Source organism: Pelovirga terrestris, assembly GCF_014773365.1.
GTDB lineage: Bacteria > Desulfobacterota > Desulfuromonadia > Desulfuromonadales > Geopsychrobacteraceae > Pelovirga > Pelovirga terrestris.
The window spans coordinates 118941-141061 of the sequence record NZ_JACWUN010000003.1 but is presented as its reverse complement, the minus strand read 5'-3'; the positions used below and the strand labels follow the sequence as shown (position 1 = coordinate 141061).

Annotated in this window: 18 protein-coding genes; 10 read left to right on the top strand and 8 right to left on the bottom strand. The window is 55.3% G+C overall.

The genetic code is table 11. The annotated features are described in order from the left end of the window. Positions 1–65 precede the first annotated feature (65 nt). The 7 genes from ICT70_RS03665 to ICT70_RS03635 all read right to left on the bottom strand — a co-directional run bounded on the left by ICT70_RS03665 (position 66) and on the right by ICT70_RS03635 (position 8436). Complete coding sequence (locus ICT70_RS03665) at positions 66–653, bottom strand: Maf family protein (RefSeq protein ID WP_191154032.1); 588 nt, start codon at positions 651–653, stop codon at positions 66–68. Continuing rightward, entirely contained in the window at positions 646–1989 is a 1344-nt protein-coding gene (trmFO, locus tag ICT70_RS03660) for a methylenetetrahydrofolate--tRNA-(uracil(54)-C(5))-methyltransferase (FADH(2)-oxidizing) TrmFO (protein WP_337906620.1), read from the bottom strand. Before trmFO ends, ICT70_RS03665 begins: the two co-directional genes overlap by 8 nt. A gap of 15 nt (positions 1990–2004) precedes the next feature. Continuing rightward, entirely contained in the window at positions 2005–4404 is a 2400-nt protein-coding gene (gene topA, locus ICT70_RS03655; RefSeq protein ID WP_191154031.1) for a type I DNA topoisomerase, read from the bottom strand. A gap of 271 nt (positions 4405–4675) precedes the next feature. Continuing rightward, the gene (gene dprA, locus ICT70_RS03650) at positions 4676–5794 is read right to left on the bottom strand and encodes a DNA-processing protein DprA (protein ID WP_191154030.1); all 1119 of its coding nucleotides are present in this window, start codon (positions 5792–5794) and stop codon (positions 4676–4678) included. A gap of 266 nt (positions 5795–6060) precedes the next feature. Continuing rightward, on the bottom strand, positions 6061–7077 hold the full coding sequence (locus tag ICT70_RS03645) for a LysM peptidoglycan-binding domain-containing protein (protein WP_191154029.1): 1017 nt from the start codon (positions 7075–7077) through the stop codon (positions 6061–6063). Beyond that, positions 7077–7826, bottom strand: coding sequence for a tetratricopeptide repeat protein (locus ICT70_RS03640; protein WP_191154028.1), 750 nt, complete (start codon positions 7824–7826; stop codon positions 7077–7079). Before ICT70_RS03640 ends, ICT70_RS03645 begins: the two co-directional genes overlap by 1 nt. A gap of 124 nt (positions 7827–7950) precedes the next feature. Beyond that, positions 7951–8436, bottom strand: a complete 486-nt coding sequence (locus tag ICT70_RS03635) for an SHOCT domain-containing protein (protein WP_191154027.1) — start codon at positions 8434–8436, stop codon at positions 7951–7953. 159 nt (positions 8437–8595) lie between these two features. Between ICT70_RS03635 and ICT70_RS03630 the strand changes: the two genes are divergently transcribed. The 8 genes from ICT70_RS03630 (at position 8596) to ICT70_RS03595 (ending at position 20113) form a co-directional block, all read left to right on the top strand. After that, positions 8596–9033, top strand: a complete 438-nt coding sequence (locus ICT70_RS03630) for a thiol-disulfide oxidoreductase DCC family protein (protein ID WP_191154026.1) — start codon at positions 8596–8598, stop codon at positions 9031–9033. Further along, positions 9033–9773: a polyphosphate--glucose phosphotransferase gene (gene ppgK, locus ICT70_RS03625; RefSeq protein ID WP_191154147.1), complete on the top strand. Its 741-nt coding sequence runs from the start codon at positions 9033–9035 to the stop codon at positions 9771–9773. Before ICT70_RS03630 ends, ppgK begins: the two co-directional genes overlap by 1 nt. Positions 9774–9885: 112 nt before the next feature. Then, positions 9886–13230 carry a transglutaminase family protein gene (locus tag ICT70_RS03620; RefSeq protein WP_191154025.1) on the top strand — a complete coding sequence of 1115 codons (3345 nt, stop codon included), beginning with the start codon at positions 9886–9888 and terminating at the stop codon, positions 13228–13230. Between the two features lie 40 nt (positions 13231–13270). After that, a complete protein-coding gene (locus ICT70_RS03615; protein WP_191154024.1) occupies positions 13271–15820 on the top strand; it encodes a circularly permuted type 2 ATP-grasp protein in 2550 nt (849 codons plus the stop codon). Then, positions 15817–16740, top strand: coding sequence for a transglutaminase family protein (locus ICT70_RS03610; protein ID WP_191154023.1), 924 nt, complete (start codon positions 15817–15819; stop codon positions 16738–16740). Before ICT70_RS03615 ends, ICT70_RS03610 begins: the two co-directional genes overlap by 4 nt. A 58-nt stretch (positions 16741–16798) precedes the next feature. Further along, positions 16799–18319 carry a circularly permuted type 2 ATP-grasp protein gene (locus ICT70_RS03605; RefSeq protein ID WP_191154022.1) on the top strand — a complete coding sequence of 507 codons (1521 nt, stop codon included), beginning with the start codon at positions 16799–16801 and terminating at the stop codon, positions 18317–18319. Then, the gene (locus ICT70_RS03600) at positions 18313–19263 is read left to right on the top strand and encodes an alpha-E domain-containing protein (RefSeq protein ID WP_191154021.1); all 951 of its coding nucleotides are present in this window, start codon (positions 18313–18315) and stop codon (positions 19261–19263) included. Before ICT70_RS03605 ends, ICT70_RS03600 begins: the two co-directional genes overlap by 7 nt. 67 nt (positions 19264–19330) lie before the next feature. Continuing rightward, positions 19331–20113 carry a transglutaminase-like domain-containing protein gene (locus tag ICT70_RS03595; protein WP_191154020.1) on the top strand — a complete coding sequence of 261 codons (783 nt, stop codon included), beginning with the start codon at positions 19331–19333 and terminating at the stop codon, positions 20111–20113. 57 nt (positions 20114–20170) lie between these two features. Here the strand turns inward: ICT70_RS03595 and ICT70_RS03590 are convergent, their stop codons facing one another. Beyond that, the gene (locus ICT70_RS03590) at positions 20171–20353 is read right to left on the bottom strand and encodes a hypothetical protein (protein WP_224746791.1); all 183 of its coding nucleotides are present in this window, start codon (positions 20351–20353) and stop codon (positions 20171–20173) included. A 169-nt stretch (positions 20354–20522) separates the two neighbouring features. On the opposite strand from ICT70_RS03590, the gene ICT70_RS03585 reads away from it, so the two are divergent. Continuing rightward, positions 20523–21041 carry a DsrE family protein gene (locus ICT70_RS03585; protein ID WP_191154019.1) on the top strand — a complete coding sequence of 173 codons (519 nt, stop codon included), beginning with the start codon at positions 20523–20525 and terminating at the stop codon, positions 21039–21041. A 404-nt stretch (positions 21042–21445) separates the two neighbouring features. Beyond that, positions 21446–22093 carry a deoxynucleotide monophosphate kinase family protein gene (locus ICT70_RS03580; RefSeq protein WP_191154018.1) on the top strand — a complete coding sequence of 216 codons (648 nt, stop codon included), beginning with the start codon at positions 21446–21448 and terminating at the stop codon, positions 22091–22093. Positions 22094–22121 lie beyond the last annotated feature (28 nt).

Sequence of the window (22121 nt, the reverse complement as noted above, 5' to 3'; positions counted from 1 at the left end):
TAGGTTCTCTGTGGCATGAGCGGGCAAAGCGAGCGGGTGGTGAAAAGATTTTTTTGCTGGCTGCCTTAGATCACCAAGGGGACGCCCAGTTCCTTCAGGGCCAGAGTCAGGCGGCAGAGCGGCAGGCCGACGACATTGGTGTAGCTGCCTTCAATGCCGCTGACAAAACAGGCAGCGATACCTTGAATAGCGTAGGCTCCAGCCTTGTCGATTGGCTCCCCAGTCGCAACGTAGCGCGCGATTTCCGCTTCTGTTAATTGACGAAAATGAACCTTGGTACTGACTGCTTCGGTGCGTTCGATTTGCTGCCGGCGGTCGATGACCGCATAGCCGCTGACCACCTGATGACTTATGCCGGAGAGTTGGCGCAGCATTGCCGCTGCCTCCTGGTGGTCAGCAGGTTTGCCGAGAATTTGCCCGTCGCAGACGACGACGGTATCGCTGCCAATAACCCAGCGGGCACTGATGTCGGACCGCCCGGCAATGTCGCGAGCCTTGTCCAGGCTCAAGCGGATCACCAGGTCGCCAGGTGTCTCGGCAGGCTTGATGGTTTCTGCAACGCTGCTGGGTCGGACGCTGAATTCAAGGCCGATCTGTGCCAATAGCTCCTTGCGGCGCGGGGAGGCGGATGCGAGGACCAGGGTATCATCCATTGTCACTTGCCTTCGCGGTTGATCGTAACATCAGCATCTGTTGCCACCAGTCCGGGAGTGCTGCGAGGGCGCGTTCCGCCATCGCCAGGCGGCGCTCAGTGCGTTTTCTGCGCCCTCCCTGCAGGGGTGGAAAAAGACCGTAGTTGACATTCATCGGTTGAAAGTTATCGGGGTCGGCGTTCGCCAGATGACCCAGCAAGGCTCCGAAGGCAGTTTCTTCCGGGGGGATGGGGGCGCTGTTGCCGGTTAGGTGGCAGGCGGCAAACAGGCCGGCAAGAAAACCGCAGGCCGCGGATTCAACATACCCCTCAACCCCGGTGATCTGGCCGGCGGCATAGATGTGCGGAGCATGCTGAAACTGGAGGGTCTGGTTCAGGCAGCGCGGGGCATTGATAAAGGTATTGCGATGCATACTGCCGAGCCGCGCAAAGCGTGCCTGGCCCAGACCTGGAATCATGGTGAAAAGGCGTTTTTGTTCCGGATAGGTCAGGCGCGTCTGAAAGCCCACCATGTTGTAGAGGGTGGCGTGACGGTTGTCCTGGCGCAGCTGAATAACCGCATACGGCGGTCGTCCGGTCCGTGGGTCAGGTAGACCGACCGGCTTCATCGGTCCAAAAGAGAGGGTTTGATGGCCACGTGCGGCCATCTCTTCGATCGGCATGCATCCCTCGAAGTGAGTCAGTTGTTCAAACTCCCGTCCGGCCACCTTGTCAGCGCCAAGGAGCGCCGCAACAAAACGGTCGTAGTCCTCTTTGCTCAAAGGACAGTTGAGGTAATCGTCGCCACCACGCCCGTAACGGGAAGCGCGCCAGGCAACACTGGTATCAATGGAATCAGCTTCAATGATCGGCGCGATCGCATCGTAAAAATACAGATGCGCGTTTCCGGTCAGCTCAGTCAGGGCCGCTGACAAGCGTTCTGAGGTCAAGGGGCCGCTGGCCAGGATGGTCGTTCCCTGGTCAGGCAGTGCAGTGACCTCGGCTCGTTGCAGTTCAATCAACGGATGGGCGGTGATTTTATCGGTGATATAGCGGGAAAAGGCATCGCGGTCGACGGCCAGGGCACCCCCAGCCGGTACCGCGGTTGCGTCGGCAGCTTCAATGATCAGAGAGCCGCAGCGGCGCATTTCTTCTTTGAGGCAGCCGACGGCATTATTCATGCCGCTGCCGCGCAGGCTGTTGGAACAGACCAGCTCGGCCAGATCAGCACTTTCGTGGGCCGCAGAAAAATGCAGCGGTTTCATTTCCAGCAACTGAACATGAATGCCGTGTGCAACCGCCTGCCAGGCCGCCTCACAACCGGCTAAGCCGGCGCCGATGATAGTCATCTTCATCATTTATCCAGATAGCCGTTATTCTTCCGTTTTTTTGGTGCTGACCGGCTTCTTGGCCGGTGCTTTTGTCGTTGTCTTTTTTTTGGCCGGCGCTTTTTTTGCCGTTGTCTTTTTCGCTGTGGCCTTTGGTGCTGCCGCCTTCTTCTCGGGTGGTGTAATCACCTTCTCCCAACCACATTCAGGTTGTGGGCAGCGTTGGACAGTCCCAAAACGTTTAGTGGTTTTGATCTCGGTAAGGGGCCAGGCACATTTGGGGCAGGGCTCGCTGGTGGGGGGATTCCACAGGGCGTATTTGCATTTGGGGTAGCGATTACAGGAATAGAATATCTTCCCGTAGCGGCTTTTTTTCTCCATCATTTCGCCGTCACCGCAAGTCGGACAGGCGATTCCTAATGATTTGGGCTTTTCCAGGGGCTGAATATTCTTGCATTCCGGGTAGGCGCTGCACGCCAGAAACTTGCCAAAACGCCCAGACTTGATGAGCATCTGACTACCACACTTGTCACATTTTTCGTCGGAAAAAACCGGTTCTTCCGACTCTTCAGCTTGCCCGCTAAGAGGCTCGGTGTGGCGACAGTCGGGGAAACCCGAACAAGCCAGAAAACGTCCTGCGCGACCCAGCTTGATGACCAGCTCCTTGCCACATTCGGGACAGATCTTGTCGGTTTTTTCGGTGGTCACATCGGCTTTGCTGACCTCTTTTTCCTTGATTTTAAGCAGTTCGATGAAGGGCTCCCAAAACTGGCGAATGGCTGGAATCCAGGTTTTTTCACCACGTGAAATGGCGTCCAGCTCCTCTTCCAGGGCAGCGGTAAAGTCATAGTCGACATACTGACTGAAGTGCTCGGTCAGCAGTCGGGTTACCACCCGTCCGGTGTCTTCGGGGAAAAAGGTGCGCTTTTCCAGGCGGACGTATTTGCGGGTGACCAGGGTATTCATGATACTGGCGTAGGTGGAGGGGCGACCGATGCCGTATTCCTCAAGACTTTTGACCAGGCTGGCTTCGGTAAAGCGCGGCGGTGGCTGGGTGAAGTGTTGCTGGGGAAGCAGTTGTTCCCGATGCAATTGTTCCCCCACGCTCAAGGGTGGCAGCAGCCCTTCCTGTTGATCTTCCTCCGGCTGATCGGTGCCCTCAATATAGAGGGTCATAAAGCCGGGGAAGCGAATTATCTGACCGGTGGCGCGGAAGCTGTAGTCTGTGCCGGCACCGATATCAACCGTAGTAGCATCAAAAATCGCCTGCGCCATCTGTGACGCGAGGGTACGTTTCCAGATCAGATCATAAAGACGGAACTGATCCGAATTAAGGAAGGGCTTGAGGGTTGCCGGTGTCCGCATCAGGCTGGTTGGGCGGACCGCTTCGTGAGCTTCCTGCGCGTTTTTACTTTTATTGCGGAACAAGCGAGGCTTTGCCAATGCGTATTCGGCGCCATACTGTTGCTGAATTAACAAGCGTGCTTCGCTGGTGGCGGTCTCTGACAGGGCGACTGAGTCGGTCCGCATGTAAGTGATCAGACCGTGGGTGCCGTCACCAACGGTGATCCCCTCATATAGTTTCTGGGCAACACTCATGGTTTTGCGGGCAGAGAAACCGAGCTTGCGACTGGCCTCTTGCTGCAGGGTACTGGTGGTGAAAGGCGGTGCAGGGTTGCGTTTGCGCTCCTTCTGCTCGAGTTTATCCACCACAAAGAGGGCCTGCTCCAGTTCGCTGAGGATCGTGTCGGTCTGCTGTTGGTCAGGGAGGGCGAATTTGTCGAGTTTCTTGCCGTTGTGGGCATGGAGTTTGGCACTGAAGGTGGTTTTTTGAGCATTGGCAAGGATCGCCTCAATACTCCAGTATTCGCGGGCTTCAAAGGCTTCAATGTCATCTTCACGCTCGCAGATCAGGCGCAGGGCAACAGACTGAACGCGGCCGGCAGAGAGGCCGTAGCGGATTTTTTTCCAGAGAAAGGGAGACAGATTAAAGCCGACCAGATAATCGAGAATCGAGCGCGCCTGCTGGGCGTCGACCATGGTACGTGAAATGGTGCGGGGTGCGGCCATCGCTTCGGTGATGGCGGATTGGGTGATTTCATTAAAGGTAACCCGTTTGACTACCGGGTTGCTGGCGTTTTCATCGAGACCCAGGGCCTCCAGCAGGTGCCAGGCAATGGCTTCTCCCTCGCGGTCAAGGTCGGTCGCGAGGATCAGTTCGGAACTTTTGGCGACTTCTTTTTTTAGGGCGGCGATGTGTTTACTGCTCTCGGGGAGGATCTGGTAATTGGGTTTGAAATCGTTTTCAGTGTCAACTGACCCCTGTTTGCTGGGCAGGGCGCGGACATGGCCGTAGGAAGCAAGAACCTTATATCCCTTGCCGAGAAATTTTTCGATGGTTTTAGCTTTAGCCGGTGATTCGACAATGACCAGTGATTGAGCCATTTATATCCTCTATAGGTTGCCGCCAGCAGTAGCGACAGTGATGGAAAGAAAAAAGGGTTGCAGCCGTGGCACAACCCTTGGAAACCTGGCGAACAATGAACTTCCGGTCGCTCTTAATAAGGGCACCGGTTTCGCGTGACCGGCTGGTGCTGGTGCGCAGAGGGGAGCGTCTTCCGGACTCAAAACATCGTGGATGATCAGGTCTGAAACCTCGAGAACGTGCTCGTTCAAAAGACCTCCGGATGGTTTTTCTGAATCATGCCTGAAACCGCTAAAAGGCTGACAGGGAACCACGGATATAGTGACCTCCGGGCAGCTGTTTCGCCTCTCCCCGGAGCTCCAAGTCGAGTAAAATAGCGGAAAGGTTCATGGGAGTCAAGGCGCATTTCCGCGCAATTTCGTCGTGATGCAAGGGGATTTCACCGAGCAACTGATAGACTGTCAGGCTCTCCTGATTCAGATTGACCGGAGGTCGAGGAGCAGGAGCTGGCGGTATTGAAGCTCGGATCGGTTTACGGGCCGTGAGCAGTTCCGGCCAGAGCGCCTGAAGAATATCGCTGCTGTCGGTCACCAGTTGAGCACCGTCCTTGAGCAGCTGATGGGGACCTTGACTGTTGGGGTGACGGATTGCACCGGGGGTGGCAAAGATTTCACGTCCCTGATCCAGGGCAAAGTCAGCGGTGATCAGCGAACCGCTGCCGGCGGTAGCCTCAACAATCAGCACGCCACGTGCCAGGCCGCTGATCATCCGATTGCGGGCGGGAAAATGTCTGGCAACCGGACCGGTGCCGGGGGGATGTTCACTGATAACCGCGCCTCGATCGATAATCTGATGATAGAGCCGGGTGTTTTCGCGCGGGTAAATATGGTCAACCCCACAACCAAGAACTGCAATGGTGTTGCCCTGAACATCCACCGCCCCCTGGTGGGCCGCACTGTCGACGCCTCGCGCCATGCCGCTGACAATACAGATACCTTGTGCCGCCAGCTTGCCGGCCAGCTCCCTTGCTACTTCAAGGCCTGCCGGTGTGGCTTTACGTGAGCCAACAATGGCAAAGCAATCCCTGTCGGGCAGGTTGCCGCGAATATAGAGTACTGCCGGAGGATCATAGATGGTTTTGAGCAGGGCCGGGTAGGTATCATCCCAATAGCTGATGATGCTGATGTCCTGGGCAGCGATTTTACCCTGCATCGCGCGCAAGGCCGGGGCCGAGGGACTGAGCAGGGTAGCATGCAAATCCGCCCGGATTCCTGCTTGCTGCCAGGCGCTACTGCTAGCCTTCACTGCGGCGCTGAAGCAACCAAAGTGGCGATAAAGCTTAAACAGGGTAGCACGGCCAATACCCGGATTCATGTGCAGTCGTAATAAATCGAGTTGCGATTGTCTCATCTGTCCCCCCCTGGCGTTGATGAGATGATTGATCGGTGGCGCTGGTTGTAAGAAAAAAAGAGGGTCATTATTCAGCTGCAGTCCCTCGCGCAGGGTTGGGGAACCTGTGGTAAGGGTTTTTGTCGCCATGGACGGCGACAAAAAGCGGTCATGGAAGACGAAAAGCGTCCCTTGACGTCGGATTCCCGACCCGGTGCTGGACAGATACAAAAGAGGATTGAAAAAGTTCAATCCTCTTTTATGATTCTGTAGTTGATCGCAGCCGGTTAGTCGGTCACTACTGTGATGCTGTTGCCGATAGCAGCAGAGTCGATACTCTTGATGATCAGGGCGGTTGCTGTGGTATCTCGGGTCTCGGTGACGATGGCGGCACCAACAACTTCTTCCGGCAGGTCAAGGTGTTCCGCCCCTTTGAGCGCTTCATCAGTGATCTGGCGAGGGCGTGAAATATAGAGCAGGTTGCCGACTGCCAGTTCATTGTTGCGCCCGAGATCGACAAAGATGATATCACCGGTGGAGATGGTTCCCTTTTCTTCCTGGGTAGCCACAATAACGCCGGTATCCTGGGTGGTGCCACGCTGCAGAGCGATGTCGCGCCGCGGTGGATCATAGTAAAACAGCTCTGCTCCACGGGTGATTTCGCGAAACGCCCGGTCAATCTGGCCGACAACGGTTTTGCCTCTGACTTCAGAAACCTTCACCGAACCAAGGTTGTACATCAGGGTACCAATCCGTTGTTTGCGGTTGGTGGGGTGCACCACGGTGTCACCGCGCTGGTAGAGCCCGAACGAATCGCCGGTGCGGGCTACTGTGCCGGCATCCATGGCAACAAAAACCATGTCGTTTTCGGTCAGCAGAACGCGATTGTCGGTTGCGTCAACCAGCCGCCCCTGGGACTGTTCATCGACCAGGATAAAGCCATTGCCGCGGGTGGCAACGGTTATTGAAAAGATTTCATCGACCGCCGCGCCGGCCGGTTCTTCCACCGTAGGCGTTGTGTCTTGCTGGGTGTAAGCGGGAAGAATTTCTAGTCGTCCATCAAGGATGCGGATCTGCTGCCCCGGAAAGATCAGATGGGGGTTGGTGATAAGTTCCGGATTGTCTGCCCAGATATTCGGCCAGTAGAAAGGATCCTCAATGAAACGCTGGGACAGATCCCAGAGAGTGTCCCCCTTCTTCACGGTATAGATTGCACCGCGCTGGGCAAAAGCTGAGGTGGCGACCACAGAAAAAGCCAGTAACAGGATCAGAATGAGTAATCTGCGGGTGATTGTCCGTGTCATCAGTTCCCTCGCTGCCGGGAATTCAGGTCACTGTCAGTCTGCGACGCTTCCTTCCGGATCAGTAGTTGCGCTTCAGGGCTATTGGGATAGCTGGCCCGCAACTGTTCGACAATAGTATCGGCCTGGTTGTTGAGCCCCTGCCGGCGGTAAATGGCTGCCAGTTGCATCAGTGCTGCCGGAGCTTTGAACTGTGCTCTGGGGTCGGTAATAATCTGGCGCAGGGTTGTTGTCGCCAGATCGTTTTTGCCCTGGCCTGATTGCGCTTGTGCCAGCCAATAGCGGGCATTGGTGGAATGCTGGTGGTCAGGAAATTCCCGCAGGAACAATTCAAAACCGCGCTCAGCGCTGTCGGGGCGACCACTGGCAAGATGTGAAAAAGCATCAAGGTAGGCAGCAACTGCCGGGTTGAGTTCAATCTGTGGGACTGTCTGCGGCGGCAGGCCGGAAAGATCAGTGGGCGGTGTTGCCGAAAAAATTAGCGCTTCGACGGGATCCTGCTCGTCCAGCTTCATCTCCTCAATGCCCATCACCTCTTGCAGCAGAACCATCTGGCGGCTCAAAAGCTGCAGTTGCTCCGATTGCTGCTGTTGTTGTCGGCGAATCTGCTGGAGCTGTTCGCTTAAAGCGACAGAGGGCGCCCCGGCAGGTGCCGGCGCGCAGGAACTCAGTAGCGTTGCCAACAGGATCAGGGCGGCTGAGCCTGTCAGATAGCGAACCGGCGAACAACTCATAAAACCAGGCTTCTCCATAAACACTCAATGTTAATAAGGAATGAATACTATAGTGTGTAAAAATTATAGGCTTAAGGGCAGGTTGTCAAGCTGGAAAAATGAGAGGCTTCCAAAAAACATCGAGGAAAAGACGGCGAGATATCTAGAGGATGTCCTGTTTTAACCGCATAAATTCTTCTTTGGTGATCAGCCCCTGTTCCAGCATACGGTTCAATTCGGTCAGTTCGGCGATTTGATGGGATGACGGGGCCGGCAGTTGCTTGATCTCACCGTCATGCCCAATATCGATCATACGTGGTTGCTGGTGGTGGTCCTGGTGACCGACGCGCAGGGTCGCCATTCCTCCCATCAGGCTGATTTCGACGCTGCGGTTTTGGAACGCAGGATCATTCATGATGTCGCGCAGACGACGCTTGCCGGCCTTGGCTCGACGGTAGAAAAAATAGCCGGAGGCAATGACCAGTAATAATCCGATCGCCAGAATCCACCAGCGCAGGTCGTAGATTCCCTTAAACAGGATGACGGAACTGATTAAGCCGACGATTAAGGCAACATGGAATAAAATGATCAGGGCGATGACCACGACACTGCTGAACATCGACCGATTTTGTTCCTCTTTAATCTGCATCTAAAAACCTAAACGAGAATGCCCTGCACGCCTAATCATCAATCTGAAGCTGCGTAAAAAGCGGAGTTTGTGCTATGATGACAATTTCAATCGGTGTTCATTGAGGGTGTCCTGACCTTGAGTTTCTATCCTAACCTTTCCTTGACGACGGGGCAAGATATGGCAATTACCTTTCCGCTGCAAATTTTTTTTGATGGCTCGTGTCGGATTTGTAGCGCTGAAATGGAAACCTATCGGCGTAACAATCCGGATGGACGTCTGGCGTTTATTGATATCAGTGATGATCATTTCCGTCCGGATGCCTATGGCAAATCCCTTGGTGACTTCATGTCAGAGCTCCATGTGCGCGATGGTCACGGCAACTTTACTACCGGTATCGATGCTTTTATTGCAATCTGGCAGGCGTTTCCCAGTGGTTCAGTCTGGCGCCTGGCGGCGGCGTTTTGCGGTTTGCCCGGGGTCCATTCCCTCAGCCGTGGGGGCTATCGGCTTTTCGCCCGTTATCGGCACCTTTTACCCCGACGGCGACAGGATTGCGAAACAGACATATGTGCTCTCAAACATGAGAAGACGGATCGTCCCAAGGGGAAAGATTGATGCAGGTATTGGGGATTGATATCGGCGGTAGTTGGATCAAGGCGGCTCTGGTTGATGTGAACGAAGGCACATTGCTGGGGGTGCCGTTTGAACTTCCTACGCCACGCCCGGCGACTCCAGGGGCAATCGCTGACCAGGTGGGACAATTGGTGTCAGCCCTCGACTGGCAAGGGCGGGTCGGCATTGGTTTCCCGGCGGTGATGCGCGAGGGGGTGGTGGGTACAGCAGCCAATATCGATGCCAGCTGGATCGGCATCGATGCCGTTGATCTGTTTGGCAATGCCATCCCGGGGGAATGCGTGGTGCTTAATGATGCGGATGCTGCCGGTCTCGCTGAAATGCGTTTTGGTGCCGGAGCGGGTCATGATGAAACGGTGCTGGTGTTGACTCTGGGTACGGGTATCGGTTCGGCGCTTTTTTGCCGTCAGCAGCTGTTTCCCAACCTCGAGTTGGGATCTTTTCCGTTAAAAAGTGGGATTGCCGAGGAATACGCAGCGGCATCGATACGGATCCAGGAGCATCTCAGCTGGCAGGAGTGGGGCGGACGCCTGAATCAATTTTTTGCTGCGGTTGAACGTTTGTTGTCACCGGATCTGATCATCATCGGTGGCGGCGTCAGTCAGCGCAGTGATCAGTTTTTTCCCTACCTGCAGACCCGTGCCCGGCTGCTGCCGGCAAGCTTGCTGAATCAGGCCGGGATTGTCGGTGCGGCCTGCCATGCAGGAATACTTGACCCTTGAGGTTTTCAATCGCTTTTGACGCTCTGTTCAACTAATATAGACCGCGCTTCCGGTTTTTTCTTTTATTGATCATGCTGGTCCCTTAGCGACTTGCAGATGTAAGGACATATTTATGCCGATTCGAATCGCCTGCCACCATGTGACCCGTTATCTCTTTGATCAGCCGACCCAGATTTATCCCCACGTGTTGCGCTTGCGCCCGGCTCCTCACTGCCGTACCCCGATCCAGGCTTATTCCCTGAAGATCCTGCCGGAAGGGCATTTTATTAACTGGCAACAGGATGCCTTTGGCAATTATCTCGCTCGGCTGGTGTTTCCTGAGCCGAGCAAGGAACTGTCGATTGAGGTCGAGGTGGTCGCCGATATGGTCGCCTATAACCCCTTCGATTTCTTTATTGAGGAATATGCTGAAAAATATCCGTTCGCCTATACCCACCAGGAACGCACCGAGCTGATCCCCTATCTGCAGAAGATTCATGCTGGGCCGCGATTATCACGCTGGCTGGAAAAAATCGACCGCGAGCCAATGATCACCGTCGATTTTCTGGTGGAGGTTAATCGTCGCTTAAATCAGGACATCGCCTATTCGGTCCGCATGGAACCCGGTGTTCAGACCTGTGAAACCACCTTGTGCCTGGCTCTTGGTTCCTGCCGTGATACCGCCTGGTTGCTGGTGCAGATTTTACGTCATCTGGGGTTGGCTGCACGTTTTGTCAGTGGCTACCTGGTGCAGTTGAGCGCCGATGAAAAATCCCTTGATGGGCCTTCCGGGCCGGACGCTGATTTTACCGATCTCCATGCCTGGGCCGAGGTTTATATCCCTGGTGCCGGCTGGGTCGGTCTTGACCCAACCTCCGGTCTGCTGGCCGGCGAAGGGCATATCCCTCTGGCCTGCACCCCCCATCCGGCCAGCGCCGCACCTTTGACCGGAGCAACCGGTCCCTGTGACGTCACCTTTGAATATAGTAATACCGTCCATCGCCTCCATGAGGATCCGCGGGTGACCAAGCCCTATAGTGATGATCAGTGGCAACTGATCAATGCTTTGGGGCAAACAGTGGAAGAAGATCTGGTTGCCGGTGATGTCCGCTTGACCATGGGTGGTGAGCCGACCTTTGTCTCGATCGATGATATGGAGAGCGACCAGTGGAATACTCACGCTGATGGTGAGCACAAGCGCAAACTCGCCCATGATCTGGTGCTGCGCCTGCGAGAAGCTTTCACCAGCGGTGGTTTGTTGCATTATGGCCAGGGTAAATGGTACCCCGGTGAGCCGTTGCCGCGCTGGGCCTATAACTGCTTCTGGCGCAAGGACAAGCAACCGATCTGGAAGAATCCTGATTTGCTCGCCGATATCCGCAAGCCGGGGACAGTGAGCCAGGACCTGGCACAGCGCTTTGCCGTGCGAGTTGCTGAGCGTATCGGGGTTAAGGACCATTATCTTGTTGCCGGATACGAAGACCCGCTCTACTGGCTCTGGAAAGAAGGCGCCACCCCGGTTAATCTTGATCCTGAAGCGGCCAACCTGAAAGACAGCATGGAGCGTCGCGCCTTGGCAAAAGTGTTGACCCACGGGCTTGATCAACCAGTCGGCTACGCATTGCCGCTACGCTGGGAGCCCCTCGAGGGGCGCTGGATCAGTGCTGACTGGGATTTCCGGCGCGAGCAGATGTATCTGATTCCCGGTGACTCCGCTATGGGTATGCGTCTGCCCCTGGATTCACTGCCCTGGGTTGCTCCGGAGAAACGGGAGCCGTTCATGGAGCAGAGCCAGTTTGCGCCATTGCCGCCATTGGGAGATTTTCCCCAGTCGTCCTGGCCGCCGGAAGTACCCGGACAGGTTGTGGAAAGCGAAGAACAGCTCAAGCTGGAAGAGATTCCTCATACCGCCATCTGTTTTGAAGTACGTGACAGGCGTCTCTATCTGTTTATGCCTCCCCTGCCGGCTCTTGAGCAGTATCTTGATCTGATTGCCGTGATTGAGGCGACGGCGGCAGAGCTGGAATTGCCGGTGGTGATCGAAGGTTATGAACCCCCGCGCGACTGGCGCATTGAGCGCTTGAGCGTGACCCCCGACCCCGGCGTCATTGAGGTCAATATCCATCCAGCCAACAGCTGGCAGGAAATTGTTGAAAATACCACGCGCCTGTACGAAGAGGCCCGCCAGTGTCGACTGGGAACGGAAAAATTCATGCTCGATGGTCGTCATACCGGCACCGGTGGCGGCAATCATATCACCCTGGGTGGAGCTACCCCGGCGGATAGCCCGATGTTGCGTCGACCTGATCTGCTGCGCAGCCTGATCACCTACTGGCAGCATCACCCCGGGCTTTCCTACCTGTTTTCCGGTATGTTCATGGGGCCGACCAGCCAGGCACCGCGTATCGATGAGGCCCGGGATGATTCCCTTTATGAGCTCGAAATTGCTTTTGCCCAGATGCCGGAAGGGGAGGTCGCTGCGCCCTGGCTGGTGGATCGGTTGCTGCGTAATCTGCTGATCGATGTGACCGGTAATACCCATCGCGCTGAATTCTGTATTGATAAACTCTATTCACCCGATGGGCCGGCTGGTCGCCTCGGTATCCTTGAGTTGCGCGCCTTTGAGATGCCACCCCATGCCCGCATGAGTCTGGTCCAGAATCTGTTGTTGCGCACTCTGGTTGCCTGGTTCTGGCGCGAGCCCTATGCTCATAAACTGGTGCGTTGGGGCACCTCACTGCATGATCGCTTCCTGCTCCCCTGGTTTGTAGCCCAGGACGTCAAAGAGGTGATGGCCGATCTGAAACGTGCCGGCTATCCATTCCAGTTTGACTGGTTTGATCCCTTCTTTGAATTCAGGTTCCCCCGTTACGGGACGGTGCAGATCGACAATATCGAGCTGGAATTGCGTTTTGCCATCGAACCCTGGCATGTGCTCGGTGAAGAAGTCACCAGCCAGGGGACTTCACGCTACGTTGACTCTTCGGTGGAGCGCTTGCAGCTGCACGTGACCGGGCTGACAGAAGAGCGCTACGTTATTGTCTGTAACGGCATGCGTCTGCCGTTGCGCAGCACCGGACGGCGCGATGAATTTGTTGCCGGCATTCGCTATCGTGCCTGGCAGCCGCCATCGGCGCTGCATCCAACGATCAAGCCCCATGCCCCGCTGGTGTTCGATGTGATCGACACCTGGAACGGTTGCTCCATTGGCGGCTGCTCCTATCATGTGTCCCACCCCGGCGGCCGCAGCTATGATGTTTTCCCTTTGAACCCGTTGATCGCGGAATCACGCCGTCGCTCCATGTTTACTGTGACCGAACATACCCCGGGACGACTGGCTCCCCACGCCGATTTCGGCACCCTCGGACGTTTCTTCCCGAACGGATCGGTGCCCGGACCCATGGCGCCACCACCGATTGACATTGATGATGAATTTCCCTTGACCCTGGATCTGCGCCGTCACAGTCAGAGTTGCTGATGAACACCCTAAACAACCCACATGTGATGAGAGTTTAACTTTGATAAGTGAACCTGAAACAGCTATTTCAACCCCAGGCGTTGCTGACAGTTACCGGGCAATCGTCAATGCAGCGGGGGCCGGGGATTTTTCCGAGCACTGGCAGCGGCTGCAGCAGAATCTCGAGAAAATGGGGCTACGCGTACATACCCGCTTTCGCGAGGCGCAACGGCTACTGCGGGAAAATGGAGCCATCCACAATGTCTTTGATCAGAGTAACAATACCCGTGCCTGGCAGTTTGACCCGCTGCCGCTGATTTTCAGTGTCGCTGAGTGGGGCCATCTTGATCAGGCTCTGGTCCAGCGCGCCCAGTTGTTTAACTTGATTCTGCGGGATATCTATGGTCCGCGCAAGCTGATTGAGAATCGTTTGTTGCCGCCGGAGCTGGTATTTCCCCACAGTGGCTTCCTCTACCCGTGTGCTGATGGCAATTTTCCCGAACCACAGCAACTGAATCTGTATTCTGCCACCGTTGCCAAAGGTACTGACGGAAATTTCTGGGTTGTTGATGATCATGTTAACCAGCCTTTCGGGGCCGGCTATTCCCTCGAAACCAGGGTGATCATGACGCGCAGCTTTCCCCAGTTGTTTGAAGGTTTAAGGGTCCACCGGCTGGCCCAGTTTTTTCGTGCTGTGCGCCAGCGTTTTGGTCAATTGGTTCGGCACAATCAGGATGACCCACGGATTGTCGTGCTGACTGCCGGCCCGACCCACCCCGATTACTTCGAACATGCCTACCTGGCCTCCTATCTGGGTTATCCCCTTGTGCAGGGAGGGGATCTGGTGGTGCGCGACAGTTGTGTCTGGTTAAAATCGGTCGATGGCCTGCGTCAGGTTGATGTGATTTTTTCGCGCCTGGCGGACGACGCCAGCGACCCGCTGGAACTGCTTGGTCATGGTGGGGTGCCCGGTCTGCTGCAGGCGGTGCGCCGGGGCAATGTGGCCATGGTCAATCCGATCGGCAGCAGTGTCCTGGCTAATCCGGCGCTGAAGGCTTTTTTGCCGGGGATCTGTCGCTATTTTCTCGGAACCGATCTGAAAATGCCGTCGATTGCGACCTGGTGGTGCGGACAACCGCGTGAATGTAAGTATGTGCTGGAAAATCTTGATCGTCTGATTATCAAACCGATTCAGCCCTTGGCCCATCTGCCGAAGGCAACACCGGGACGGATGACGGATATTGAGCGCAAGCGCTGGTCGGAGCTGATCAGTGCCAACCCGCGCCTCTTTGTCGGCCAGGAACAGGTTGATTATGTTGCTTTTCCTTCCTTCGAAGGAAAAAAACTGGTCACCCGCCAGAGTCTGGTCAGCCTCTATGTCACTGCCTACAACGACAGTTACCTGGTGATGCAGGGGGGCTTGAGCCGGGTCGCCTCGGCCGGTGACAATCTACTGGTTGCCGGACAACGGGCGGGCAGTATCAAGGACACCTGGGTCCTGACGCTGGAACCCCACCAGCAGGTCAACCTGTGGTTGCGCTCAGCCACTGATGTAGCCCTTTCACCCCATTTTGCACCCTTGCCCAGCCGCGCAGCAGAGAATTTGTTCTGGGCCGGGCGTTATGCCGAGCGCACCGAGCAGACCGCGCGCCTGCTGCGCTCTGTTCTGGTCAAGCTGCGTGAAGTCAGGGAATTTGGTGATCCGGATGATCGAATCAGCCTGAATCATTTGCTCCAGGCGTTGACTCATGTCACCCTGACCTATCCCGGCTTTACCGGCAAAGATGCGCAGCCGAAACTGGACGATCCGCGCTCGGAGTTGTTGTCGCTGATCCGTGATATTGATCGCCCCGGGAGTCTGCGTTCATCGTTACGCAGCCTGGGACGTTCGGCCGTGGCTGTGCGCGATCTGCTTCCCGAAGATGCCTGGCGCATGGTCGACCAGATGCAATCATGGAATCCACGCGTCGGCAGGGCATTGATTGGCAGCGGTCGGATGTATGATAGCGTTCAGCAGCTGGTGCTCCAGTTGTCTGCCTTCAGCGGCCTGGCATATGAAAACATGGCGCGGGAAACGGCCTGGCAGCTGCTGAATATCGGCCGGCGCCTCGAGCGTGCCCTCAATTTGATCGATCTGCTCAATGAGACCCTGGTGCCCTGCTACGACAGTGCGACCGAAGCGCGGATCATGGAAACGGTGCTGGCAAGCTGCAACAGCCTGGTGGTCTTTCGTCGGCGTTACCGCTCGTTTATGCAGCTATCGCCGATCCTTGAGCTGTTGTTGCTGGATGAAAACTATCCTCGGGCTCTGGCCTGTCAGATGCGTCAGTTGAAAAAGCATATCAGTGAACTGCCCCATGAGGCCAATATACCGGCGGTAGGTCAGGATGAAGCGATTATCTCCGCTGCCATGGAGCAATTACTGGCGACGGATCATAAAGCCCTGACCCGACAGATTTCCGACAGTGGGACCTATCCGCTGCTGGAAGCCCTTCTGGCAGATCAGAAAAAGCGTCTGCAGCAGCTTTCAGACAGTCTGACCCAGCTTTACTTCAGCCCGACCCTTGCCTTGCAGCAATTCGGTTCACCGTTGCGGGAATTGGCCCTATGAAATACCGTATTCGTCATGTCACCCGTTATCATTACAGCGAAGCGGTGAACCTGTGCCGTAATGAGACCTGCCTGCTGGTGCGCCAGACCGAGCACCAGCGCTGTCACAACAGTGTGCTGCAGATCAGCCCTGAAGCGACAGATATCCATGAGCGCAACGATTTTTTCGGCAACCGCAGAACCCATTTTGCGATTCAACAGCCCCATGAAATGTTGACCGTGACCGCCGTCAGCGATGTGGAAGTGTTCCCGCGGGTGTACCTGCAGAAGCCGGAGCAGTCACACCCCTGGGAGATGGTGGTCGAGATGTTGCGTACCCAGCGCACTCCCGATATTGTCGCGGTGATGCCCTACCGCTACCCTTCACCGCTGATCCCTTTATTGCCGTCACTGGCTGATTATGCGCGGGTTTCGATGACTCCGGGTCGTCCCTTGCTGGCCGCCACGATGGATCTGATGCAGCGAGTTTATCGTGATTTTTCTTATGACCCGACATCAACGACGATCGCCACGCCACTGGCGGAAGTTATTGAGAAGCGGCGTGGCGTATGTCAGGATTTTGCTCATGTAGCCATTGGCTGCCTGCGCTCCCTGGGGCTCGCGGCTCGCTATGTCAGTGGTTATATCGAAACCCTGCCACCGCCCGGCCAGGAGCGCCTCATCGGTGCCGATGCTTCCCATGCCTGGTTTGCCGTCTATCTGCCGGGCCATGGCTGGCTTGACTTTGATCCGACCAATAACCACCAGCCTCTGGAGCAGCATATTACCGTTGCCTGGGGACGGGATTTTTCTGATGTCTCCCCCTTGAAGGGTATTGCCCTGGGAGGCGGCAAACATCAGGTGGTCGTTTCGGTTGATGTGGCAAGACAGCCCGATCAACCCTTGTTGATGCATCAGCAACAACAGAGGCAGGGTCCATGAACCTGATGCCAGTAACAATGAAGGTGTTTTTTTGACCCCTTAAATAAAGGAGGATTCAATGAATTTCACTGGTTATGATACCGAAGGTTTCTACGATGAGTTGTTTGATGCCGACGGGCAACCACGTCCTGGTGCCGATCTGTTGGTCAAGCGGATCAATGCGTTACCCGATTCAGAATTGCAGCGGCGTCAGCAGGCAGCAGAAAAGGCGTTACTGAACCTGGGGATCACCTTTAACGTCTACAGTGACGATGCCCAGACGGAAAAGATTTTCCCCTTTGATATTGTCCCGCGCATCATTCAAGCACGGGAATGGCAGAATATTGAGATCGGTCTGAAGCAACGGATTCGTGCTCTTAATCTGTTTATTGATGATGTTTATCATGACCAGAAGGTCCTCAAGGATGGCATCGTTCCGGCCGATCTGGTGCTTTCGGCTGAGGGCTTCCGTAAGCCCTGTATCGGTCTGAATCCCCCCTGCGGGGTTTGGTGTCATGTCACGGGAACTGATCTGGTCCGCGGCGGCGATGGTGAATATTATGTTCTGGAGGATAACCTGCGCTGTCCTTCCGGGGTGTCATACGTGCTGGAAAATCGTCAGATCATGAAACGCACTTTTCCGTTGGTATTTGACGCCTGCAGTGTCCAGCCGGTGACCGATTATCCGATTCGTCTGCTCGATATGTTGCAGGAGATGGCGCCGTCCGGGGTGCGCTCGCCGGTGTGCGTGGTCTGGACTCCCGGGATCTATAACTCTGCCTATTTTGAGCACAGCTATCTGGCTCAGCAGATGGGCGTACAGCTGGTGGAAGGAAGCGACCTGGTTGTCCATCGCGGCGAAGTGATGATGCGCACCACCAAGGGGCTGGAGCGAGTCGATGTGATTTACCGGCGCATTGACGATGACTTTATCGACCCCAAGGTGTTCCGTGCCGATTCCATGCTTGGTGTGCCGGGCTTGATGGCAGCTTACAGTAAGGGTCGAGTGGCGCTCGCCAATGCTCCCGGATCCGGGGTCGCCGATGACAAGGCGGTATACGCCTATGTGCCTGAGATTATCAAATATTATCTGCAGGAAGACCCGATTATTAACAACGTGCCGACCTACGCCTGCTGGCGTGAAGATGAGCGCAAATATGTGCTGGAAAATCTCGATAAGCTGGTGGTCAAGGCGGTGAACGAATCGGGTGGGTACGGCATGTTGATCGGGCCCCACGCCAGCGCTGCCGAGCGTGAAGAGTTCCGCCGGCGGATTATCGCTAAACCCCGCATCTATATCGCTCAGCCGACCCTGTCGCTGTCGCGGGTGCCGGTGTTAATGGGCGATCATTTTGAGGGACGGCACGTTGATCTGCGCCCCTATATTTTGTGCGGCGATGATAATATCTACGTTATGCCTGGTGGTTTGACCCGGGTAGCGCTGAAGAAAGGTTCACTGGTGGTCAATTCATCGCAAGGGGGGGGGAGTAAAGATACCTGGGTGATCAATTCGCTGGAAGGACCATCGCCCGAATCCCCGTTGCAGGAGCAGAAAAAGGAACAGGATCAGAATCAGATGCAGGAGGATGCGCCATGCTGAGTCGGGTTGCGAATTCTATTTATTGGCTTAACCGCTATATTGAGCGGGCCGAAAATGTTGCCCGTTTTATTTCCGCCAACTACAATATGACCCTCGATCTCCCCGAGGATGCCAGCGATCAGTGGCAGCCGTTGATCAATACCACCGGTGATCACGAGCTGTTCAAAAAGCTCTACGGGGAGGCAACCCGTGATAACGCCATCCGCTTTCTGATTTTTGACCGGCGTAATACCAACTCTATTTACTCCTGTGTGCGCGCAGCGCGGGAAAATGCCCGCTCAATCCGTGAATATATCAGTTCCGAGATGTGGGAGCAGCTCAACACCTTTTATCTGATGGTCAACGCTGCATCTGAAGAGACGGTGATGGATCTGCCCCATCAGTTTTCTGCTGAGATCATGAACGCCAGCCACGCCTTTATCGGCATTACCGATGCGACCATGAACCATGGTGAAGGCTGGCATTTTGGCCGCATGGGACGGATGCTGGAGCGTGCTGACAAAACCACCCGGTTGCTTGACGTGAAGTATTTTATTCTGTTGCCGTCGGTTGATTATGTCGGCAGCCCCTATGACAATATTCTCTGGGGAGCATTGCTGCGTTCCGCCAGTGCCTTTGAGATGTACCGCAAGCAATATGGCCGCATCGCTCCGCGCAATATCGCCAACTTTTTGCTGCTTGACCGCAACTTCCCGCGTGCCGTCCATTACTCACTCGCAGCAGCAATGAAGTCCCTCAACGAGATCAGCGGCGGTCAGAGTGACTCCTATTCCAACAAGGCACAGCAGACCTTGGGGCGATTGCTGGCGGAGTTTCAGTTTGCCTCGTTGGAAGAGATTTTTGATTACGGCCTGCATGAATACCTCGATGTCACCCAGACCCGGATCAACCAGGTTGGTGAGTCGATCTACGAGGTGTTTTTCCGGACCAAGCTGGAAAGCTGATCCTCGGGTTTATGTGGTTTTCAGACGCGGTTTGTCACCAGTGGCAAGTGCGTACCAAAGGGTGATTATGTGGTTAACGGTCAGTTGTGATCTTGAGTTTGACATTGCGGTAGCAACGCCGTTTGTCCTGATGTTGCGGCCACGCAGTGGTGCCCAGCAGTGGATAGCCAAGGAAGAATACCGCCTTGACCCCGAGGTGCCCGTGTTCGAGTTCACCGATGGTTATGGGAACCTCTGTCAGCGCTTGATCGCACCGCCCGGACACTTTGCCATCCATACCCTGGCCCGGGTGAAGACCGCAGATTCTACCGATCAGGCAGTGGGTGCGCCCTTTATCGAGATTCAGAATCTTCCCAATGGCGTGCTGGAATACCTGTTGCCTAGTCGTTACTGCGAGTCGGATCGCTTTGGCCAGATGGCAACGGAAATCACCACCAATGCCCAGCCCGGCTATGATCAGGTCGCAGCGATCGAGGACTGGGTGCGCCGCTTTATTCGCTACCTCCCCGGTAGCAGTGATATGCCGATCTCTGCGGTTGAGGTTAATCAGCGCCAGTCAGGGGTTTGCCGTGATCTGGCGCATCTCGGGGTGGCACTATGCCGCAGCATCAGTATACCGGCGCGCTTTGTGGTGGGGTATCTGCGTGAATTGGAACCGATGGATCTGCATGCCTGGTTTGAAGCGTACGTCGGTGGTCGCTGGTACACCTTTGATGCAACCCAGACCGCTCATCGGGGAGGCTATGTGACGATTGGTTATGGCCGCGATGCCGCCGATGTCGCCATTTATAACCAGTTCGGCCCGGCGGTGTATCCGGTGGTTCAGCGCATCGCGGTATGGCGCAACTGATATCAGCGCAGCGGGCAAACTTCGTTGGTATCAGCAAGTTTGCCCGCCGCTGGTGGGTCAGAGTTCTTTGGGGTTGCAGACATTGGCTGCATCATGGACCTTGGCTCCACAGTTGATGCAGGCATAGCGGGGGTTTTCAAACATTTTGTCAATTTCAGGGTGACGGGTGCTGGCTGTCAATTGACAGGCGTGCAGATCACAATGCTCTTCCGGATTTTCACAGCTCCATTCGGTCATCATCTCTCTCCTTCCATCAGCTATCATGTGAGGGGTTGTTTTGACTATCTTAGCAAATTTTTGTGCAATAGTGGTAAAGCCTTGTGTCTCTCCATGTTTCACGCCGGTCGCTGGCGTAAAATGAGAAAACAATCTTTTAACGCCGGCCTGTTATGCCGGCAAGGTGTGTGCCATGCGTCGACCCCAAAACCAATCCCTACATAACCGTGTTGCTGTTCTCTGGGTCGTCATCCTTCTTGTTTTGGGTCTTGTGCCTGCCTGGGCTTCAGGTTACGCCGAAGCCCTTAAAGGGATTAAAGCCTTTAATGCCGTCTACCAGTTCACGTCCGGTGATCCCGGGGTCGCCAACCGGGTATTCTGGGCGGTGAAAAATTCATACGAGGACCAAACTGTCCGGGATCTTGGACTTGTGCCCAGGATTGTCGTCGTTTTTCATGGCCCAGTGGTGCATCTGATTTCAACGAATCTGGCCCGGTTTCCCGATGAAGTGCGTACTGAGGTTGAACAGTTTCAGACCACTATCCGGCAGATGAAGCAGGACGGGGTGAAGTTTGAGGTCTGTCTCTATGCGGTCAAGATGGCAGGAGTCGATCCGGCCTCGATTCTCCCGGAGGTCGACTCCGTGGCTAACGGATTTGTGTCGGTGATCGGTTATCAGATGCAGGGTTATGCCGTGGTGCGCATCCCTTAGAATAAGCGAAATTGCTATCGAATCGATCCCGATAGCAATTTCGATTTGGATTGAGAACAGGAGCTCGGGAGCTACCCCTTCCCCGACTTCTTCCAAAAGATCCCCGCAAACGTCTCCACATTAATAGTAAAATGCTCATCAGTCCCGGTCCCGATCAGAGTCTTTTCATCTCTGGCGGTTGCCTGCCAGGCAATAAATCTTTTCACCACCCGTTCACTGCGCTCACTTGAGGTCCAGAGACACAGAGCAACCAAGTATTTTAATAAATTTCCCAGTGCCTCTGTGCCTCAGTGGTGAATGTTTTTTGAACTCGAATCATTGGCAATAAACGCCGTTGATTTTTTGCCCGAAATGGCTAGACTCCACGAGTCTGCATTCATCACTTTTTTTCAAGGACTCTGCTCATGATTATTGGATTTGCCGGCAAGGCGGCCTCGGGAAAAACCACTGCGGCGAAACATTTGCAGGCCAAGCTGGGCGATAAAATTCAGGTGTTGCCGATGGCGACTATGTTGCGGTGTGAGGTGGAAGCCTTTCTGCGCCAGGTCGGCGCAGCCGATAAGGTGGCTTTACTCTACGGCGATCAGCAGGACAAACTGACCCATTTCGAGATCGATGAGCACAGCGCCAGGCTACAGTGTCCGGCGTGGGACGGCTTTGTTGCGGAACATCACGATATTCAGCAGCATCCGGGGATGACGACCCTGAGTGTCAGGCGCATTTTGCAATGGTGGGGAACCGAATATCGCCGCGCCCAGGACCCTGATTACTGGACCAAGGCGTGGGAAGCGGCGTTGCTAGAACTGACGGATCCGAAGGCGCATATTCTGGTTGATGATGTACGTTTTCACAATGAGGTTGAGGCGGTTCAGCGTAACGGCGGGGTCTTGATCCGGGTGGAACGGCCGGGATTCAATGGCGCCAATGCCCATAGCAGTGAAAACTCCCTCGATGACTTTACCGGCTGGACCATGGTGTTGCGCAACGACGGCAGCCTGGAGCAATTTTTGGGTCAGGTTGAAGAAAAGGTCTTGACCCTCCTGGCGGGGTGATCAGATTTTCCCTACCAGCCCATCCGTC

Excerpts from the sequence above, each read along its gene's own strand:
- ICT70_RS03665 (WP_191154032.1), bottom strand. The coding sequence starts at position 653 with ATGGATGATACCCTGGTCCTCGCATCCGCCTCCCCGCGCCGCAAGGAG.
- trmFO (WP_337906620.1), bottom strand. The coding sequence starts at position 1,989 with ATGATGAAGATGACTATCATCGGCGCCGGCTTAGCCGGTTGTGAGGCG.
- topA (WP_191154031.1), bottom strand. The coding sequence starts at position 4,404 with ATGGCTCAATCACTGGTCATTGTCGAATCACCGGCTAAAGCTAAAACC.
- dprA (WP_191154030.1), bottom strand. The coding sequence starts at position 5,794 with ATGAGACAATCGCAACTCGATTTATTACGACTGCACATGAATCCGGGT.
- ICT70_RS03645 (WP_191154029.1), bottom strand. The coding sequence starts at position 7,077 with ATGACACGGACAATCACCCGCAGATTACTCATTCTGATCCTGTTACTG.
- ICT70_RS03640 (WP_191154028.1), bottom strand. The coding sequence starts at position 7,826 with ATGGAGAAGCCTGGTTTTATGAGTTGTTCGCCGGTTCGCTATCTGACA.
- ICT70_RS03635 (WP_191154027.1), bottom strand. The coding sequence starts at position 8,436 with ATGCAGATTAAAGAGGAACAAAATCGGTCGATGTTCAGCAGTGTCGTG.
- ICT70_RS03630 (WP_191154026.1), top strand. The coding sequence starts at position 8,596 with ATGGCAATTACCTTTCCGCTGCAAATTTTTTTTGATGGCTCGTGTCGG.
- ppgK (WP_191154147.1), top strand. The coding sequence starts at position 9,033 with ATGCAGGTATTGGGGATTGATATCGGCGGTAGTTGGATCAAGGCGGCT.
- ICT70_RS03620 (WP_191154025.1), top strand. The coding sequence starts at position 9,886 with ATGCCGATTCGAATCGCCTGCCACCATGTGACCCGTTATCTCTTTGAT.
- ICT70_RS03610 (WP_191154023.1), top strand. The coding sequence starts at position 15,817 with ATGAAATACCGTATTCGTCATGTCACCCGTTATCATTACAGCGAAGCG.
- ICT70_RS03605 (WP_191154022.1), top strand. The coding sequence starts at position 16,799 with ATGAATTTCACTGGTTATGATACCGAAGGTTTCTACGATGAGTTGTTT.
- ICT70_RS03600 (WP_191154021.1), top strand. The coding sequence starts at position 18,313 with ATGCTGAGTCGGGTTGCGAATTCTATTTATTGGCTTAACCGCTATATT.
- ICT70_RS03595 (WP_191154020.1), top strand. The coding sequence starts at position 19,331 with ATGTGGTTAACGGTCAGTTGTGATCTTGAGTTTGACATTGCGGTAGCA.
- ICT70_RS03590 (WP_224746791.1), bottom strand. The coding sequence starts at position 20,353 with ATGATGACCGAATGGAGCTGTGAAAATCCGGAAGAGCATTGTGATCTG.
- ICT70_RS03585 (WP_191154019.1), top strand. The coding sequence starts at position 20,523 with ATGCGTCGACCCCAAAACCAATCCCTACATAACCGTGTTGCTGTTCTC.
- ICT70_RS03580 (WP_191154018.1), top strand. The coding sequence starts at position 21,446 with ATGATTATTGGATTTGCCGGCAAGGCGGCCTCGGGAAAAACCACTGCG.